The following is a 16,172-nucleotide window of genomic DNA, read 5'->3' as shown; positions in this document are numbered from 1 at the left end:
CAATTCGTAGACGGAAGCGCCCACGCGGAAGTGTTTGATCCGGAACGGGGCTGGCGCGCCGGCTACCGCGAGCTGGTGGGATCGAGGTTGTGGGACTAAGTGCCCTATCGCGTGGCCGGGCGTCGGTGTTGGGATCCACGTGCAAGACAGCCGCAGGTGCCGAAGCGATCTCGAACTGCTGATGCAGCACCTGCAGGCCCTATGTGTCTGCCGCAAGGCCAACACCCGGAGGAGGAAATGACGTGAAGGTCGCCGCGTTCTACTTAAGCATCGCAGCGGTGGTAGTGGGCTGACATGACTGATAATTGGTTCTCCAGCATCAGCGCGCCGGGAACGTTGAGCCTCGTGGACGTGTGCGACCAAATCGAGCAGAAAATCCACGTCAACGCAGACAACCAGAAATTGCCGCGGGAGTTCCCCGACTGGCAGTCGTGCGTGGAAGATCGGGACGCCACCATCGCCAAGCTGAGCGCGGCTGTCGTCAACCTTTGCCGGATGGTCGAGTACTTGGCGTCGCAGCAGCAGCGCGGGGGCGCTAGCCACGCCGTTATCTGAGGCAAAGGGCATCGGCAAGAACCGGTGCGCCAGCGTTCCCCTCTCACCAGTCTCAGAGTCCGTTCTTATTTCGCACTGAGCTGCGGCTGCCATGGTCATGACTGTGCAGGCGTTTTTGGGATCGGTAGCGACGTAATCGGGATGGACTGGTCACCATGCAAATAACGAAAATCATGACGACGGCCCTGGTGTCGGGTGGCCTGGCTCTGGCCGGTCTCGGGTTGACCCCGGTGGCCCACGCCGACCCCACCACCGACTGGGGGCCGGCGAAACACTGGTGCCCAGGAGAACCCCTGCCGGCGACCGGAAATCACGTCACCGACCCGCTGCACGACTGGAACCCGACGGTGTGTCACACGTACTACTACCTGTGGCCCGGAATGGGCAATGTCTCTCACATGATCTGGGACGGGGACAACCCGCCGCCGAAGCCGCCGCCCCCGGTTGGCCTTTATTGCGACCCGGGGACGTTCTTCGGAAATTGCCGGATAGGAGACCATCCGTGACTCACGGCCAGGGCGAAGCGGTGCCCTGATAGTTGCCGTTGAGCTTCGCGCAGAACTCGGAGTTGGTGCCGGCGAGCAGGACGGAGTAGTCGCCGCCCTTGTTGTTGAACTGTTGCGGCGGATAGGTCCAGCCGCTGTTGCACGCCGCGGTCGTGCTGCCCGCGGAAGGTCTGCGCCAGTTGGTCATGATGCAGGCCTTCATGGCAGCCGTGTCGGGGTAGGCGCTTTTGGGGATGACCACCATGGCGCCACCCCACTGGCCGTCATTGCGCCGGTAGGCGCGTGCCCCGAATCCGGCGTTGTTCTGCTGGCAGCTCAAGGCGCGCTGAAACGCCATGAAGGGGCCGGCGAGGTCTCGGTTCGCGATACCTGCTGCGGCGGTGATGAATTGGGCGGCATCCGGGCCGTCGACCTCTTGAACTCCTGCGTCGTTCAGGCTCTTGAGCTGTTGCGACATCGCCTGTGCGTTGCCGCCGCCGCCGATGATCGGGCCGCCGTTGGTGGGCGTCATCGGCGGTAACCCCGTGTCGGCGACCGCCGTGGGCGGTACGGCCAACGCGCCCACGGTCAGCGCGCATGCCGCGATAGCAGAGATCCGCATAACCTCGACTCCTTCTGGTTATCTCCCCGGCGGCATCGGCGGGGCTTCGCTGGGAGCCATCACCGCACCGATCTTGCGAAACAGTATGTCGGCCTGGTTGCTGTAGTTGCCCTGGTCGTCGAAAGCCTCCGGCGCGTAGGTGACCGCGACGGCTATCGCGATCTTCTGTGCCGGTAAGTACGCCTCCGCGGCCGCGCATCCGGAGAATAACGGGTTCTGCATCAGCCAATCGCCCGAGGAGATGATCCCGAGGCCGTAGGTATAGCCCTCGTTCTGCTCGAAGCAGGTCGGGCAGCCCGGTTGAGCGTGTGTCTTGCCGCGCAGCGCGGTCGACACCATCTTCTTGTATGAGTCCGCCGTGAGCAGCTTGCCCGAGCCGACTCCGACCGCGGTGGCCTCCATGTCGTAGATGGTGGTGGTCTGAATGGCGCCGTGCGTGATGGTCCACGACGGATTCCAGTACGTCGACTCCTCGTAGAACGGTGTCCCGGCGGGGATCTTGAGGGCCGCACGCCGCTCTGAGCTGAACGCGTGCAGCACGGGCTGGGGGATTTCGGGCGTATCGGAGTTGGCGGTCGACTTCAGGCCCAGCGGCCCGAGCACCTCATCGCGCAGCAGGGTCGGCATGTCACGACCGGTGGCTTTCTCCAGCGCCAACCCCAGCAGCACGTAATCGGTGTGTGCGTAGTTCCAGTTCGAGCCCGGTTCATACAGCAGCGGACGGCCGGAGATCTGGCCGAGTATGTCTTGAGTTGTCCACTGCTGGAACGGATTTGCATACAGGCCGGTTTCGAACTGTTGGTTGCCGATGACGTAGTCGGGGTATCCGGCCGTCATCTGCGCAAGTTGCCCGAGCGTGACCCGGCCAGCGTTCGGAAAGTCGGGCAACCAGGTGGACAACTTGTCGTCGAGGCTCAGCTTCTTCTCGTCGACCAGCTTGAGCAGCAGCGTCGACACATAGGAGATCGCGACCGCGCCGTTGCGAAAGTGCATGTCGGGGGTGGCGGGCACACCCGACATCGAATCCCCGACGGCCTGGGTGACGATCTCCTTGCCGTCCACCGTGATCCGAACGATCACGGCCTTCAGGTGGGCCTGCGCCATGAAGTTCTGCGTGACCCGCAGCACGGCATCGGCCTTGGCACGATCCGCGGAGTCCGGCGGTGACGAGGCCGGCGGCGAACGATGCCCGCAGCCCGTCACGATCAACGCGGCGATCACCGCTGCCACCAGACGTCGCGCGATTGCCATGATGGGTCAGCGGAAGGCGTCGCTACCGGTGAAGGCCTGGCCGAGCACCAGCTGGTGCATCTCGGGCGTGCCCTCGTAGGTCAGCACCGATTCCAGGTTGACCATGTGCCGAATGACGGGGTACTCGAGTGATATCCCGTTGCCGCCCAATATGGTTCGAGCGGTCCGGCAGATCTCGATCGCTTCGCGGGTGTTGTTGAGCTTGCCGAAGCTGACCTGCTCGGGACGTAGCCCGACGGTGTCCTTGAGGCGACCGAGATGCAGCGACAGCAGCTGACCCTTGTGCAGTTCGACCGCCATGTCGACGAGCTTGGCCTGGGTCAACTGGAATCCGGCGATGGGACGGCCGAATTGGGTGCGCTGGGTCGAGTAGTCCAGCGCGGCCTGCCATGCGGAGCGGGCCGCCCCCATCGACCCCCAGATGATGCCGTAGCGCGCCTCGGACAGGCACGACAGCGGGCCGCGCAGCCCCTTCGCATCGGGCAGCATCGCGTCGGCGGGCAACCGCACGTCGTCGAGTACCAATTCGCTGGTGATCGACGCCCGCAGCGACAGCTTGTGGTGGATGGTGTTGGCGGTGAATCCCGCGGTCCGGGTGGGGACGATGAACCCGCGGATGCCCTCGTCGGTGGCCGCCCACACCACCGCGACGTCGGCGACCGAGCCGTTGGTGATCCACAGCTTGCGGCCGTTCAGCACCCAATCCGAACCATCTTGTCGGGCACGGGTTTTCATCGCGGCAGGATCGGATCCGACGTCGGGTTCGGTGAGTCCGAAGCAGCCGATCAGTTCGCCGGCGGCCATGCCGGGCAGCCACTGCTGCTTCTGTTCCTCGGACCCGAAGTTCCAGATTGCGAACATCGCGAGCGACCCCTGCACCGAGACCATCGACCGGATGCCGGAGTCGGCGGCCTCCAGCTCGACGCACGCCAGGCCGTAGTGCACCGCCGAGGCTTCGCCGCATCCGTAGCCGTGCAGGTGCATGCCGAGCAGGCCGAGCTGGCCGAACTGTTTGGCGAGGTCGCGCACCGGCAGGTCGCCGACCTCGAACCACTCCGCGATGTGCGGCAGGACGTGCTCGGAGCAGAACTGCCTGACGGTGTCGCGGACCGCGATCTCGTCGCTGGACAGCGATGCGTCGAGGCCCAGCGGGTCGTCTCGGTCGAACGCGGGCGGTTTTTCGGTGCTCATAGGGCTCAGCCTGCCACCGTGCGGCCCGGTAGTCTCGCCTGCATGCAACGGCTGGCGTGGCTGGCGTACCTTTTCGCCGACGTAATCGGCGTTTTGGTGTTTTGCGCGGTGGGACGACGCAGCCACGCCGAAGGCCTCACGATCACCGGCGTCGCCGTCACGGCCTGGCCGTTTCTCGCCGGAACCGTCGTCGGGTGGCTGGCGGCCCGCGCGTGGCGACGGCCCACGGCGGTGGTCCCCACCGGGCTGGTCGTCTGGCTGAGCACCGTGGTGATCGGCATGCTGTTGCGCAAGCTCAGTTCGGCGGGTGTGGCGGCGAGTTTCGTGGTGGTGGCCTCCGTGGTCACCGCGGTGTTCCTGCTCGGGTGGCGGGCGGCCGTCGGGCTGGCCCTGCGGCGCCGTTCCAACGTCTGACCCGACGATGGCCCGGACCGACGACGACACCTGGGATCTGGCCTCCGGCGTCGGAATGACGGCGACGTTCGGCGCCGCCACGCGGGCCGTGGCCACCAACACCGGACTGATCAACGATCCGTTCGCCGAGCGGCTGGTGCGCGCGGCCGGAGTGCACTACTTCACCCAGATGATCGAGAACGAGCGGTATGCCGACGACGGCGCCAACTCGGTCACCACCGGGCTCATCGCCGTGCTCGGGGCGCACACCCGGTTCCTGGACGACTACCTCGCCGACGCCGGGCGGGCGGGCATCCGCCAGGTGGTCCTCCTCGCGTCCGGGCTGGACACCCGGCCGTATCGGCTGTGGTGGCCGCCGGGAACCACGGTGTACGAAATCGATCAGCCCGCCGTCATCGATTTCAAGACCGACGTGCTGCGCGGGCTCGGCGCCGAGCCGGCCGTGAACCGCCGCGCGGTCGGTGTCGACCTTCGCCACGATTGGCTGGCAGCGCTGGTGCGGGTGGGCTTCGACGCCGCCGCGCCCACCGCGTGGATTGCCGAGAGCCTGCTGGTGGGCTTTCTCACGCCGGACGGGCAGGAGCGGCTGCTGCGGGACGTCACGGCGGCCAGCGCGCCCGGGAGCCGATTCGCGGCCGACCACATCTCCGCCTGGGACCCGTTGCAGCTGGAGGCCAGCCGCGGATTCGTGGACCGCTGGCGGCAGTTCGGGCTCGACATCGACCTGACCGGCTTGGTCTATCAGGGCGACTACAGCGACGTCCCGACCTATCTGGCCGACCACGGGTGGCAGCCGGTCGAGCGCAAGGTCGCCGAGGTGTTCGCCGCCGTCGGGATGGCCGACCGCTGGCGTGGCGGCCGCCACGACGACGCCATCGTCCCTGGATATGTGACGGCGACGCGGTCCGGAATGCCCCGGGCCGAGGAGCGTTAGAGGGTAGGTGGTGGCCAAGACTCAGCTCAGGTTCGTGCCGTCCTCGCTGGACGACGCGTTGGCGCAGCCGCTGCTGGCCGAGCTGGCGCTCGAGTACGCGAACCGCTACGACAGCGCACCCACGACCGTGCTGGCCTGGTTGAAGGACAACCCGACCGACGAGTTCGCGCCCCCGGACGGCGGCATGCTGATGGGTCTGCTCGACGGCCAACCGGTCACCGGCGGGGGATTTCGCCGATTCGACGCGCAGACCGCCGAACTCAAGAGGATCTGGACGGACAGCGCGCATCGCCGGCGCGGATACGCCGCGGCGCTGCTGACGCAACTGGAAGCCGAGATCGCGGCGCGCGGATACCGCAAGATCTACCTGATGACCGGTAATCGCCAGCCGGAGGCCGAGGAGCTGTACCTGGCCACCGGATACACCCGGTTGCCGGGACCGCTGCCGTCGGAAGGTCCGGTCTTCCCGATCGCCTTCGAGAAGTGGCTCACATGAGCGATCAGCTGCATCTGGCCGTCGCGCTGGACGGGTACGGGTGGGACCCGCAAGCATGGCGGGCCACCCTGGCGTCCGACCCCGACACGGCGTCGGTGCTCAGCGGTCGCTACTGGGCCGACCTGGCGACCACCGCCGAGCGGGGGTTGCTCGACTTCCTCACCATCGACGACACGCTGATGCCGCAGATCGGGCGCGGCGAGCGGATCGTTGCAGAACGGCTCGCCGGCCGGGGTGACGCGGTGCTGGTCGCGGCCCGCATCGCTCCCGCGACGCGGCATATCGGGCTGATTCCGGTGGCGACGGTGACGCATACCGAGCCCTTCCACATCTCCAAAGCCGTTGCCACCCTTGACTACGTCTCGCATGGCCGGGCCGGCTGGCAGCCCCGGGTCAGCTCGACCACGCACGAGGCGGCGCTGTTCGGGCGCCGCGACGGGTCACTGGACGGCCTGTTCGAGGAGGCGGTGGACTACGTCGACGTGGTGCGCCGGTTGTGGGACAGCTGGGAAGACGACGCGATCATTCGGGACGCGGCGACCGGGCGCTACGTCGACATCGACAAACTGCACTACGTCGACTTCACCGGAAAGTACTTCTCAGTCAAGGGACCGTCGATCACGCCGCGGCCGCCGCAGGGCCAGCCGGTGGTCACCGCCCTGGCGCACACCCGTCCGATCTATGAATTCGCCTCGGCCAGTGCCGATCTCGTGTTCATCACACCCCGCGACGACGCCTCGCTGCGCGGCATCCTCGACGAGGTCAACGCGGCCGGTGGCGCCGACCTCAAAGTGTTCGCGGACGTGCTGGTGTCATTCGGCGGCGCGGGCGACCCCCGCTCCGATGCGCTCAACTTCACCGGCAGCGCAACCGAATTGGTGGAGATGCTGCAGGAGTGGCAGCGGCTGGGCATCGACGGCGCGCGGTTGCGACCCGCCATCAACGCCACCGATCTCCCGGTGATCGTCAACGAGGTGGTTCCACTGCTACAGCGCGCCAACCGATTCCGCAGTCACTACGTCGAGGGTGAGACGCTGCGCGCGCGGCTTGGCCTGCCGGTCGCACCCAACCGCTACGCGAAGGTCGTCGGATGAACCCCGTGCCGCTGTCGATTCTGGACCTGGCGCCGATCAGCGCGGGCAGTGATGCGGCGACGGCGCTGCGCAACACCATCGACCTGGCCCAGCGCGCCGAACAGTGGGGGTTTCGCAGGTACTGGGTCGCCGAGCATCACTTCGTCGGCGTGGCCAGCGCCGCACCGGCGGTGCTGATCGGCCAGATTGCCGCCGCTACCAACAGGATTCAGGTGGGCGCGGCCGCGGTCCAGCTGGGTTACACCACGGCCGTCGCGGTGGTCGAGAGCTTCGGCATGCTCGAGGCCTTCTATCCCGGACGCATCGATCTCGGTATCGGCCGGTCCGGGCAGCGTCGCTCCGAGGAGCACAAACCCAAGAAGCCGAGAGAACCCAGGCCGCCGCGGGTGTGGCATGAGGTGGATGGCGTGGTCATTCCGACCCCGTTCGATCTGCGCGGACTGCTCGATCTGGAACGGTTGCAGCCCACGATGGAGATCCTGCAGCAGCCCGAGGCGGTGTCGCCCGATTTCGCCGAGCAGGTGAAAGACATTCTCGCGCTGCTGAACGGCACCTACCTCGCCGGCAAGTACGACGTGCACGCGGTGCCCGGCGAGGGTGCGGCGTTGACGCCGTGGATCTTCGGCAGCACCAGGGGACAAAGCGCCCGGGTGGCCGGGGCATTGGGATTGCCGTTCGTCGCGAGCTACCACATCACGCCGGCCACCGCGCTGGAGGCCATCGAGGCCTACCGCGACACGTTCGTCCCCTCGGCGGCGTTGGCGAGGCCCTATGTCGTGGTGTCGGCCGACATCGTGGTGGCCGACGACAGCGCCACCGCCCAGGACCTGGCGGCCGGCTACGGCCACTGGGTGTATTCGATCCGAACGGGTGTCGGGGCCATGCCCTATCCGGACCCCAGTGATCTCGGGACGCTGACCGAGGAACAGCTGTCCGTCGTAAAGGACCGGATCGCAACACAATTCGTCGGCAACCCGGATGAGGTTGCGCAGCGGCTCGAGGCACTGCAGCGGGTAACCGGTGCCGACGAACTGGTCGTCACCTCGGTGACCCATCGCCACCAGGACCGGCTGCGCTCGCACGAGCTGATCGCCAAGCGCTGGGGCCTGAGCTCATGAGCCGCAAGATGATTCACCTGGCCGCGCATTTCCCCGGCGTCAACAACACCACGGTGTGGACCGATCCGGGCGCGGGCAGCCAGATCGAATTCGACTCGTTCACCCATCTTGCGCGCACCGCCGAGCGGGGATTGTTCGACTTCTTCTTTTTGGCCGAGGGGCTGCGGCTGCGCGAACACCGCGGCCGGATCTACGACCTCGACGTCGTGGGCCGGCCGGACACCTTCACCGTGCTGGCGGCGCTGGCGGGTGTTACCGAGCGGATCGGGCTGACCGGAACGATCAACACCACGTTCAACGAACCGTTCGAAGTGGCAAGGCAATTCGCCACACTGGACCATCTCTCCGGTGGGCGGGCGGGCTGGAACATCGTCACGTCGTCGGATGCGTTCACCGGCGCCAACTTCCGCCGCGGCGGCTTTTTGGAGCATGCGGACCGTTACCTGCGGGCCGAAGAATTCCTCACCGTGGCGCGCCAATTCTGGGACGGCTGGGAAGACGGCGCCCGGCTGGCCGATGTCGAAAGCGGTACGTACGTCAACCCGTCGGGGCTTCGCGTCGTCGAGCACTCGGGCCCGCAGTTCGATGTCCGGGGACTGGCCACCCTGCCCGCGGGCCCGCAGGGTCACCCCATCCTGCTGCAGGCCGGGGACTCCGACGTCGGCCGCGCGTTCGGCGCCAGGCACGCCGACGCCATGTTCACCCTGCATTCCTCACTCGAGGACGGCCAGCGCTACTACGCCGACGTCAAGGGCCGGGCCGCATCGTATGGTCGAGACCCTAACCAGCTCAAGGTTTTTCCCGCCGCGACGTTCGTCCTCGGCGACACCGACGCCGACGCCGAGGACAAGGCGCGCCACATCCGCTACCAGCAGGTCAGCGGCGCTACCGCGATCGCGATGCTCGAGCAGGTGTGGGGCCGTGACCTTTCCGGCTACGACCCGGACGGCCCGCTACCCGATGTCGAGCCGGTCGTCGACAGCGACATCACCCGGGGACGGGTCCGGCACCCCGACCCGGCCGCGGTGATCCACCGCTATCGCGAACGCGCGGAAAACGAGAAGCTGTCGATCCGCGAGCTGGTCATCGCCGTCACCAGCCGCCAGCAATTCGTCGGCACCGCCGCGCGGATCGCCGACGAGATCGACCGCTACGTTCAGGCCGACGCCTGCGACGGGTTCATCCTGGTGCCGCACCTGACGCCGCACGGCCTGGACGAATTCGTCGACCGGGTGGTCCCGCTGCTACAGGAGCGCGGCGTCTATCGCAGCGAGTACACCGGCGAAACGTTGCGCGAACATCTGGCGCTCACGCCTTAGCGCCCGCGGGGCGCGTACATGATGACGGCCACGCCCAGCAGGCAGATCACCGCCCCGGTGATGTCCCATCGGTCGGGCCGGAACCCGTCGAAGCCCATGCCCCACAGCAGTGAGCCCGCCACGAACACGCCGCCGTATGCGGCCAGGATGCGGCCGAAATGGGCGTCGGGCTGCAGGGTGGCGACAAAGCCGTAGGCGCCCAGCGCGATGACACCCCAGCCCACCCACATCCAGCCACGGTGTTCCCGGATGCCCTGCCAGACCAGCCACGCGCCGCCGATCTCGAACAGGGCAGCGAGGACGAATAACGCGATCGACTTGGCAACCGTCACCGAGCGCCCGCTTTTTCCAGCGCCGCATCTGTCGCTTCGCGGATCGGGCCGCGCCACAGCGGGCCGTGGCCGGGCGCGAGGACCTCAGTCTCCAAAAGGGCTAGCGCCGAAAGGGTTCGGATGCAGTTCTCCTGGCTGTAGCTGAAGATCGCCGGCAGCAGTTGTGGCCCGTCGTGACGGATGAGCGGGTGCCCGGTGATCAACGCATCTCCGCTAGCCAGCACACCGTCGACCAGGTACGAGCAGTGGCCTCCTGTGTGGCCGGGGCTGAAAACGGGCCTCGGGTGGCCGGGCAGCCCCGCGGCGATCTCGGGAGTCAGCGGCTGGGTCGTCGGAATACCGTCGCGGATCAGGCCGCCGCTGCGCACCACATGGGCGGTCCACACCGCCCACCGGGGCCGCCAAATGCGCAGCGCCAGATCGAGAATCGACACCTGCTCCAAGTACTCCCGCTTGGCATGTCCCACTTCGTCGGCGTGGCAGTACACCGGAGTGCCGTGCTCGCCGGCGAACCAGATCGCTGAGCCCAGATGATCGATGTGCGCGTGCGTCAGCAAGATGGCGCGCACGTCGGCGGGGCCGTAGCCGAGCGCGGCCAGCGAGGCCAGTACGGCCTCGCGGTCACCCGGATAGCCGGCGTCGATCAGCAATACCCCGGATTCGTCGGTGACCAGCGTCCAATTGACGGCTTCACCCTGGGCGAGGTGCACGGTGTCGGTTGCTTGAACAAGTGCCGGTGCCGGTCCCATGCCGGTGAGTCTAGGAGCGATCGCAAGCGCAGCGAAGCTGGGCGCAGCGGGTCGCGACCGACGATAGGTGAGCGATCGCAAGCGCAGCGAAGCTGGGCGCAGCGGGTCGCGACCGACGATAGGTGAGCGATCGCAAGCGCAGCGAAGCTGGGCGCAGCGGGTCGCGACCGACGATCTAGGAGTAGAAAGAAGTCGTGGCTGAACTCAAACTTGGATACAAAGCATCCGCTGAACAATTCGCACCGCGCGAGCTCGTCGAACTGGCTGTCGCCGCCGAAGCGCACGGCATGGACAGCGCCACGGTCAGTGACCACTTCCAGCCCTGGCGTCACGAGGGTGGGCACGCCCCCTTTTCGCTGGCCTGGATGACCGCGGTCGGCGAACGAACCGAGCGGCTCATCCTGGGCACCTCGGTACTGACTCCGACCTTCCGCTACAACCCCGCCGTCATCGCGCAGGCCTTTGCCACGATGGGGTGCCTCTACCCGGATCGCATCTTCCTCGGTGTCGGCACCGGCGAGTCGCTGAACGAGATCGCCACCGGATACGAGGGCGAATGGCCGGAGTTCAAGGAGCGCTACGCCCGGCTGCGCGAATCGGTGCGACTGATGCGCGAGCTGTGGCTGGGCGACCGGGTCGACTTCGAGGGCGAGTACTACCACACCAAGGGCGCTTCGATTTACGACGTGCCCGAGGGCGGCATCCCGATCTACATCGCCGCGGGGGGCCCGCAAGTCGCCAAGTATGCGGGCCGCGCCGGCGACGGCTTCATCTGCACCTCCGGCAAGGGCGAGGAGCTGTACAAGGACAAGCTCATCCCCGCCATGAAGGAAGGCGCGGAGGCCGCGGGCAAGAATCCCGACGACATCGACCGGATGATCGAAATCAAGATCTCCTACGACACCGATCCGGACCTGGCGTTGGAGAACACCCGGTTCTGGGCGCCGCTGTCGCTGACGGCCGAACAGAAGACCAGCATTCACGACCCGATCGAGATGGAGGCGGCGGCCAACGCGCTGCCGATCGAACAGGTCGCCAAGCGCTGGATCGTCTCGTCGGACCCTGACGAGGCGGTGGAGAAGGTCGGTCAGTACGTCGGTTGGGGCCTCAACCACTTGGTGTTCCACGCGCCGGGCCACGACCAGCGCCGGTTCCTGGAGCTTTTCGAAAAGGATCTGGCGCCCAGATTGCGGCGACTTGGCTGACACGTCAGCGATCTACATCGCGGCGCCAGAGCCGGAGACCGGCAAATCGACGATCGCGCTGGGTCTGCTGAACCGATTGACCGCGACGGTCGCGAAAGTTGGTGTGTTCCGGCCGATCACCCGGCTCGGCGGCGAACGCGACTACATCCTGGAACTGCTGCTGACGCGCACTACCGCGGGCCTGTCCTATGAACAGTGTGTGGGCGTGACCTACCAGCAGCTGCACGCCGACATCGACGCCGCGATCACCGGCATCGTCGAGTCGTATCACGCCATGGCACAGGCGTGCGACGCGGTGGTGATCGTCGGTAGCGACTACACCGATGTCGCCAGCCCGGCCGAACTCTCGGTCAATGCCCGGATCGCGGTCAATCTCGGCGCGCCGGTGCTGCTGGTGGTAGGCGCCAACGACCGCACCGCTGAACAGGTCGCCAGCGTCGTCGAGATCTGTCTGACCGAGCTGGCGACTCAGCGTGCCCACACCGCGGCGGTGGTCGCCAACCGATGCGACCCGGCGGAAGTGGGTGCCGTTGCCGAAGCGCTGCACATGTTCACGCCGCGCGGCTACGTGCTGCCCGACGAGCCGCTGCTGCGGGCGCCGACGGTGGCCGAATTGCAGCAGGCCGTGCACGGGACGTTGGTCAGCGGCGACACCGCGCTCGTCGAGCGTGAGGCGATGAGCGTGCTGGTCGCCGGCATGACCGCGGACCATGTGCTGGAACGACTGCGCGACGGCATGGCGGTGATCACCCCCGGCGACCGTTCCGACGTCGTACTGGCCGCCGCCAGTGCGCATGCGGCCGAAGGGTTTCCGTCGCTGTGCTGCCTCATCCTCAACGGCGGGTTTACCTTGCATCCTTCCATCTCGACTCTGGTGTCCGGGCTGAGGCTTCGGCTGCCCATCGTCGCGACCGCATTGGGGACCTACGAAACAGCCAGCGCGGCCGCCTCGGCTCGCGGCCGGGTCACCGCGAAGTCGCAGCGCAAGATCGACACCGCCATCGAGCTGGTGAACAGCCACATGGATGTCGCGGATCTAGTTGCGCAGCTTGCGATTCCGTTCCCCACCGTGACGACACCGCAGATGTTCACCCACCGGCTGGCGCAGCAGGCGCGCTCCGATCGCAAGCACATCGTGCTGCCCGAGGGCGACGACGACCGCATCCTCGAGGCGGCTGGAAGGGTGCTGAGACGTTGCATCGCGGATTTGACGATCCTGGGCGATGAAGCCCAAATCCGCTTGCGCTCAGCCGAACTCGGTGTCGACCTGAGCGAGGCGAAAGTCATCGACCCGCGCGGCGGGGGCCTATGCGACCAGTTCGCAGCGCAATACGCCGAGTTGCGCAAGGCAAAGGGAATCACCGTCGAGCGGGCCCGCGAGATCATGAGCGATGTCTCGTATTTCGGGACCATGCTGGTGTACAACGGCATGGTCGACGGCATGGTCTCGGGCGCCGCCCACACCACCGCGCATACCGTTCGACCGGCGCTTGAAATCATCAGAACCGTTCCGGACGTATCGACGGTGTCCAGCATTTTCCTGATGTGCCTGCCCGATCGGGTGCTGGCCTACGGCGACTGCGCGATCATCCCGGACCCCACCCCCGAACAGCTCGCCGACATCGCGATCAGTTCGGCCCGCACCGCCGCGCAGTTCGGCATCGAGCCCAAAGTCGCGATGTTGTCCTACTCCACCGGCGACTCGGGCACCGGAGCCGACGTCGACAAGGTCAGGACGGCAACCGGATTGGTGCGGATGCGCGAGCCGCACCTGGCGGTCGAGGGTCCCATCCAATACGACGCGGCGGTAGAACCCTCGGTGGCCGCCACCAAGCTGGGCGACTCGCCGGTGGCCGGTCACGCCACGGTGCTGATCTTTCCCGACCTCAACACCGGCAACAACACCTACAAGGCGGTGCAGCGCAGCGCCGGGGCAATCGCGATCGGCCCGGTGCTGCAGGGCCTGCGCAAACCGGTGAACGACCTGTCCCGGGGTGCGCTGGTCGAAGACATCGTCAACACGATCGCCATCACCGCGATCCAGGCGCAGGGCGCGGGCCATGGCTGATCAGCTTGTGCTGGTGATCAATTCCGGCTCCTCCTCGCTGAAATTCCAACTGGTCGACCCGGTCTCCGGGGTGTCGCGCGACGGCGGCAAAGTCCAGCAGATCGGCGAGCCGTCGTCGCGGGCCGCCGATCACGAGGAGGCCCTGCGCCTCGCCTTCGAGCAGATGGCGGAGTCCGGCATCGACCTCAAGTCCTGCGGCCTGGTGGCGGTCGGCCACCGAGTCGTCCACGGGGGCAAGCACTTCTACCACCCGACGCTGCTCGACGATGACACGATCGCCGAGCTCGACAAGCTTTCCGAGCTGGCGCCACTGCACAATCCGCCCGCGATACGGGGAATCAAAGTGGCGCGCAAGCTGCTGCCCGACGTCGCGCACATCGCGGTCTTCGACACCGCGTTTTTTCACGACCTGCCGGCCGCGGCCGCGACCTACGCCATCAATCGAGAGTTGGCGCAGCGCTGGGAGATACGCCGCTACGGATTTCACGGCACATCGCACCGCTACGTCAGCGAGCAGGTCGCGGGCTTTTTGGACCGGCCGCTGGACCGGCTGAACCAGATCATTCTGCACCTGGGCAATGGCGACTCAGCCTCGGCGATCGCGGGCGGACGGCCGGTCGAAACATCGATGGGCCTGACCCCGCTGGAGGGGCTGGTGATGGGCACCCGTAGCGGCGACGTGGACCCCGGCGTCATCAGCTACCTGTGGCGGCGCGCGAAGATGAGTGTCGACGAGATCGAGTCCATGCTCAACCACCAGTCGGGGGTGTGGGGCCTGGCGGGGGAGAACGATTTCCGGCGACTCCGCCAGATGATCGAATCCGACGATGGCTCAGCGCAATTGGCGTACGACGTGTTCATTCACCGGTTGCGCAAGTACATCGGCGCCTACCTGGCGGTGCTGGGGCACACCGACGTGCTGACCTTCACAGCCGGCGTCGGCGAGAACGCGGCGGAGGTGCGCCGCGACGCGCTGGCCGGACTACAGGAGCTGGGCATCGTGGTCGACGAGAGCCGCAACTTCTCCGACGACAAAGGGGCGCGCCGGATTTCCAGCGACGACTCCCGGATCACCGTGCTGGTGCTGCCGACCAATGAAGAGCTGGCGATTGCGCGTGATTGCGTCGCCCTTCTTGCCGAACTATAGGAAGCCCAGACTGTTTCGGCCGGAGCCGACCGAAGGGGTGGGATCGGTCCCGACGGTGCGCGACAGCAGCTCGTAGTACACGTCGCGAAAGTCAGTGGTGTACTTGAGGTCTCCGTGGTCGAGATTGGTGAGGCTGGGTTCCTCACCGTAGAAGCCGCCCTTGACCGGCACGCCGGCAATGAAGACGGGGCCGGCGGTGCCGTGGTCGGTGCCCTGCGAGGCGTTGGCGGCCACCCTGCGACCGAACTCCGAATACGCCATCAGGACGACGTTTTTGCCGTGACGATCAGCGGCCATGTCGCGCAGGAACGGCGTGACCGCCTCGTCGAGGGTTTGCAGCAGACGCTGCTGGGTGTTGCGCTCGTTGGCGTGGGTGTCGAAGCCGCCGAGTTGCACCGTGTACACCCGCGTTGGTGCGCCGGCCCGCACGGCGGCCGCCACCATACTCAGCTGTGTTGCCAGCGAATTGTGCTCGGCGGAAGCGGGCTTGACCGACTCGAAGGTCTTGTTGGTAGTGCGTGTCGCGCGATAGGCCTTGCAGACCGCCGCCATTGCCGGGGTGTCGGCGCGGTCATCGTTGCCCAGCGCGCTCATGATGGCGTCGAACCTCTCTGCCTGCGCGGCCGGCACATGCGTGGTCGAAAGGGCTGCCGCCGTGTACTTTTCACCGACCGCAAGGGGCGGCAGCACTGGCCCGATGTTGACCGCGCGCAACGGGTCGTCGCCGGTGGCGTCGAGCCAGCGGCCGATCCAGCCGGTCGAGACCGGCTCGGCCGGCGACGCAGTCTGCCAGATGTCCATGGAACGGAAGTGGCTGTGGTCGGGCTGCGGATAGCTCACGCCGCGCACGATGGCGAGTTGGCGCTGCGTCCAGAGTTGGGCGAGGCCCTTCATCCCCGGGTTAAGGCCGAGCTGTGAGTCCAGGTGCAGCACGTCGCCCGCCGCGTAGGCAAGTTCGGGGCGCGCGTCGTGATAGGCGTTGTCGGCGTAGGGGATCAGGGTGTTGATCCCATCGTTGCCTCCGTAGAGCGTGACCAGTACGAGCACGCCGGCGCCGTCGGCGAGCGGGCGGTCCTGGGCCGCGCGCATCAAGTCTGGCCAACTCACCGCCGCCGCTGTGGAGAGCAGTCCGGCGGCGCCGGCACCCGCGCTGGCGATCAGGAATTTGCGGCGATTGATCTCGGGCATAGTT

17 protein-coding genes are annotated in these 16,172 nt (G+C 66.9%); 11 read left to right on the top strand and 6 right to left on the bottom strand.

The window, feature by feature from the left end:
• The first annotated feature begins 294 nt into the window (after positions 1 to 294).
• Complete coding sequence (locus MNAB215_RS05675; protein WP_077077832.1) at positions 295 to 555, top strand: hypothetical protein; 261 nt, start codon at positions 295 to 297, stop codon at positions 553 to 555.
• Between the two features lie 155 nt (positions 556 to 710).
• Positions 711 to 1,061, top strand: coding sequence for a hypothetical protein (locus MNAB215_RS05670; RefSeq protein WP_077077831.1), 351 nt, complete (start codon positions 711 to 713; stop codon positions 1,059 to 1,061).
• Position 1,062: 1 nt separating this feature from the next.
• Here the strand turns inward: MNAB215_RS05670 and MNAB215_RS05665 are convergent, their stop codons facing one another.
• From MNAB215_RS05665 to MNAB215_RS05655, 3 genes are read right to left on the bottom strand one after another with little or no spacing between them, the layout of a single operon-like run.
• Entirely contained in the window at positions 1,063 to 1,662 is a 600-nt protein-coding gene (locus tag MNAB215_RS05665; protein WP_077077830.1) for a hypothetical protein, read from the bottom strand.
• Positions 1,663 to 1,680: 18 nt separating this feature from the next.
• Positions 1,681 to 2,913, bottom strand: coding sequence for a serine hydrolase domain-containing protein (locus tag MNAB215_RS05660; RefSeq protein WP_077077829.1), 1,233 nt, complete (start codon positions 2,911 to 2,913; stop codon positions 1,681 to 1,683).
• 6 nt (positions 2,914 to 2,919) lie between these two features.
• Positions 2,920 to 4,104, bottom strand: coding sequence for an acyl-CoA dehydrogenase family protein (locus MNAB215_RS05655; protein WP_077077828.1), 1,185 nt, complete (start codon positions 4,102 to 4,104; stop codon positions 2,920 to 2,922).
• 42 nt (positions 4,105 to 4,146) lie between these two features.
• On the opposite strand from MNAB215_RS05655, the gene MNAB215_RS05650 reads away from it, so the two are divergent.
• Genes MNAB215_RS05650 through MNAB215_RS05625 form a run of 6 tightly spaced genes read left to right on the top strand, consistent with a single transcriptional unit; the run spans position 4,147 to position 9,479 of the window.
• The gene (locus tag MNAB215_RS05650) at positions 4,147 to 4,518 is read left to right on the top strand and encodes a DUF3054 domain-containing protein (RefSeq protein ID WP_077077827.1); all 372 of its coding nucleotides are present in this window, start codon (positions 4,147 to 4,149) and stop codon (positions 4,516 to 4,518) included.
• A gap of 7 nt (positions 4,519 to 4,525) precedes the next feature.
• Positions 4,526 to 5,452: an SAM-dependent methyltransferase gene (locus MNAB215_RS05645; protein WP_077077826.1), complete on the top strand. Its 927-nt coding sequence runs from the start codon at positions 4,526 to 4,528 to the stop codon at positions 5,450 to 5,452.
• Between the two features lie 10 nt (positions 5,453 to 5,462).
• Positions 5,463 to 5,948: a GNAT family N-acetyltransferase gene (locus tag MNAB215_RS05640; protein ID WP_245830132.1), complete on the top strand. Its 486-nt coding sequence runs from the start codon at positions 5,463 to 5,465 to the stop codon at positions 5,946 to 5,948.
• Positions 5,945 to 7,042 carry an LLM class flavin-dependent oxidoreductase gene (locus tag MNAB215_RS05635; protein ID WP_077077824.1) on the top strand — a complete coding sequence of 366 codons (1,098 nt, stop codon included), beginning with the start codon at positions 5,945 to 5,947 and terminating at the stop codon, positions 7,040 to 7,042. The genes MNAB215_RS05640 and MNAB215_RS05635 overlap by 4 nt, the downstream gene beginning before the upstream one ends.
• On the top strand, positions 7,039 to 8,160 hold the full coding sequence (locus tag MNAB215_RS05630; protein ID WP_077077823.1) for an LLM class flavin-dependent oxidoreductase: 1,122 nt from the start codon (positions 7,039 to 7,041) through the stop codon (positions 8,158 to 8,160). The genes MNAB215_RS05635 and MNAB215_RS05630 overlap by 4 nt, the downstream gene beginning before the upstream one ends.
• Positions 8,157 to 9,479 (top strand): NtaA/DmoA family FMN-dependent monooxygenase, encoded by a 1,323-nt coding sequence (locus MNAB215_RS05625; protein WP_077077822.1) that lies wholly within the window; start codon positions 8,157 to 8,159, stop codon positions 9,477 to 9,479. The genes MNAB215_RS05630 and MNAB215_RS05625 overlap by 4 nt, the downstream gene beginning before the upstream one ends.
• Here the strand turns inward: MNAB215_RS05625 and MNAB215_RS05620 are convergent.
• Positions 9,476 to 9,811, bottom strand: a complete 336-nt coding sequence (locus tag MNAB215_RS05620) for a YnfA family protein (protein ID WP_077077821.1) — start codon at positions 9,809 to 9,811, stop codon at positions 9,476 to 9,478. The two genes, MNAB215_RS05625 and MNAB215_RS05620, sit on opposite strands and share 4 nt — an antisense overlap.
• Positions 9,808 to 10,560 (bottom strand): MBL fold metallo-hydrolase, encoded by a 753-nt coding sequence (locus tag MNAB215_RS05615; protein ID WP_077077820.1) that lies wholly within the window; start codon positions 10,558 to 10,560, stop codon positions 9,808 to 9,810. The genes MNAB215_RS05620 and MNAB215_RS05615 overlap by 4 nt, the downstream gene beginning before the upstream one ends.
• A gap of 194 nt (positions 10,561 to 10,754) precedes the next feature.
• On the opposite strand from MNAB215_RS05615, the gene fgd reads away from it, so the two are divergent.
• Genes fgd through MNAB215_RS05600 form a run of 3 tightly spaced genes read left to right on the top strand, consistent with a single transcriptional unit; the run spans position 10,755 to position 14,980 of the window.
• Complete coding sequence (fgd, locus tag MNAB215_RS05610; RefSeq protein ID WP_077077819.1) at positions 10,755 to 11,765, top strand: glucose-6-phosphate dehydrogenase (coenzyme-F420); 1,011 nt, start codon at positions 10,755 to 10,757, stop codon at positions 11,763 to 11,765.
• Positions 11,758 to 13,833 (top strand): phosphate acetyltransferase, encoded by a 2,076-nt coding sequence (gene pta, locus MNAB215_RS05605; RefSeq protein WP_077077818.1) that lies wholly within the window; start codon positions 11,758 to 11,760, stop codon positions 13,831 to 13,833. The genes fgd and pta overlap by 8 nt, the downstream gene beginning before the upstream one ends.
• Positions 13,826 to 14,980, top strand: coding sequence for an acetate kinase (locus MNAB215_RS05600; RefSeq protein ID WP_077077817.1), 1,155 nt, complete (start codon positions 13,826 to 13,828; stop codon positions 14,978 to 14,980). The genes pta and MNAB215_RS05600 overlap by 8 nt, the downstream gene beginning before the upstream one ends.
• Here the strand turns inward: MNAB215_RS05600 and MNAB215_RS05595 are convergent.
• Positions 14,975 to 16,168: a DUF1501 domain-containing protein gene (locus MNAB215_RS05595; protein WP_077077816.1), complete on the bottom strand. Its 1,194-nt coding sequence runs from the start codon at positions 16,166 to 16,168 to the stop codon at positions 14,975 to 14,977. The two genes, MNAB215_RS05600 and MNAB215_RS05595, sit on opposite strands and share 6 nt — an antisense overlap.
• Positions 16,169 to 16,172 lie beyond the last annotated feature (4 nt).

The sequence above is a fragment of the Mycobacterium numidiamassiliense genome, assembly GCF_900157365.1.
Classification (GTDB): domain Bacteria; phylum Actinomycetota; class Actinomycetes; order Mycobacteriales; family Mycobacteriaceae; genus Mycobacterium; species Mycobacterium numidiamassiliense.
This window is presented reverse-complemented; position numbering and strand designations above follow the sequence as displayed.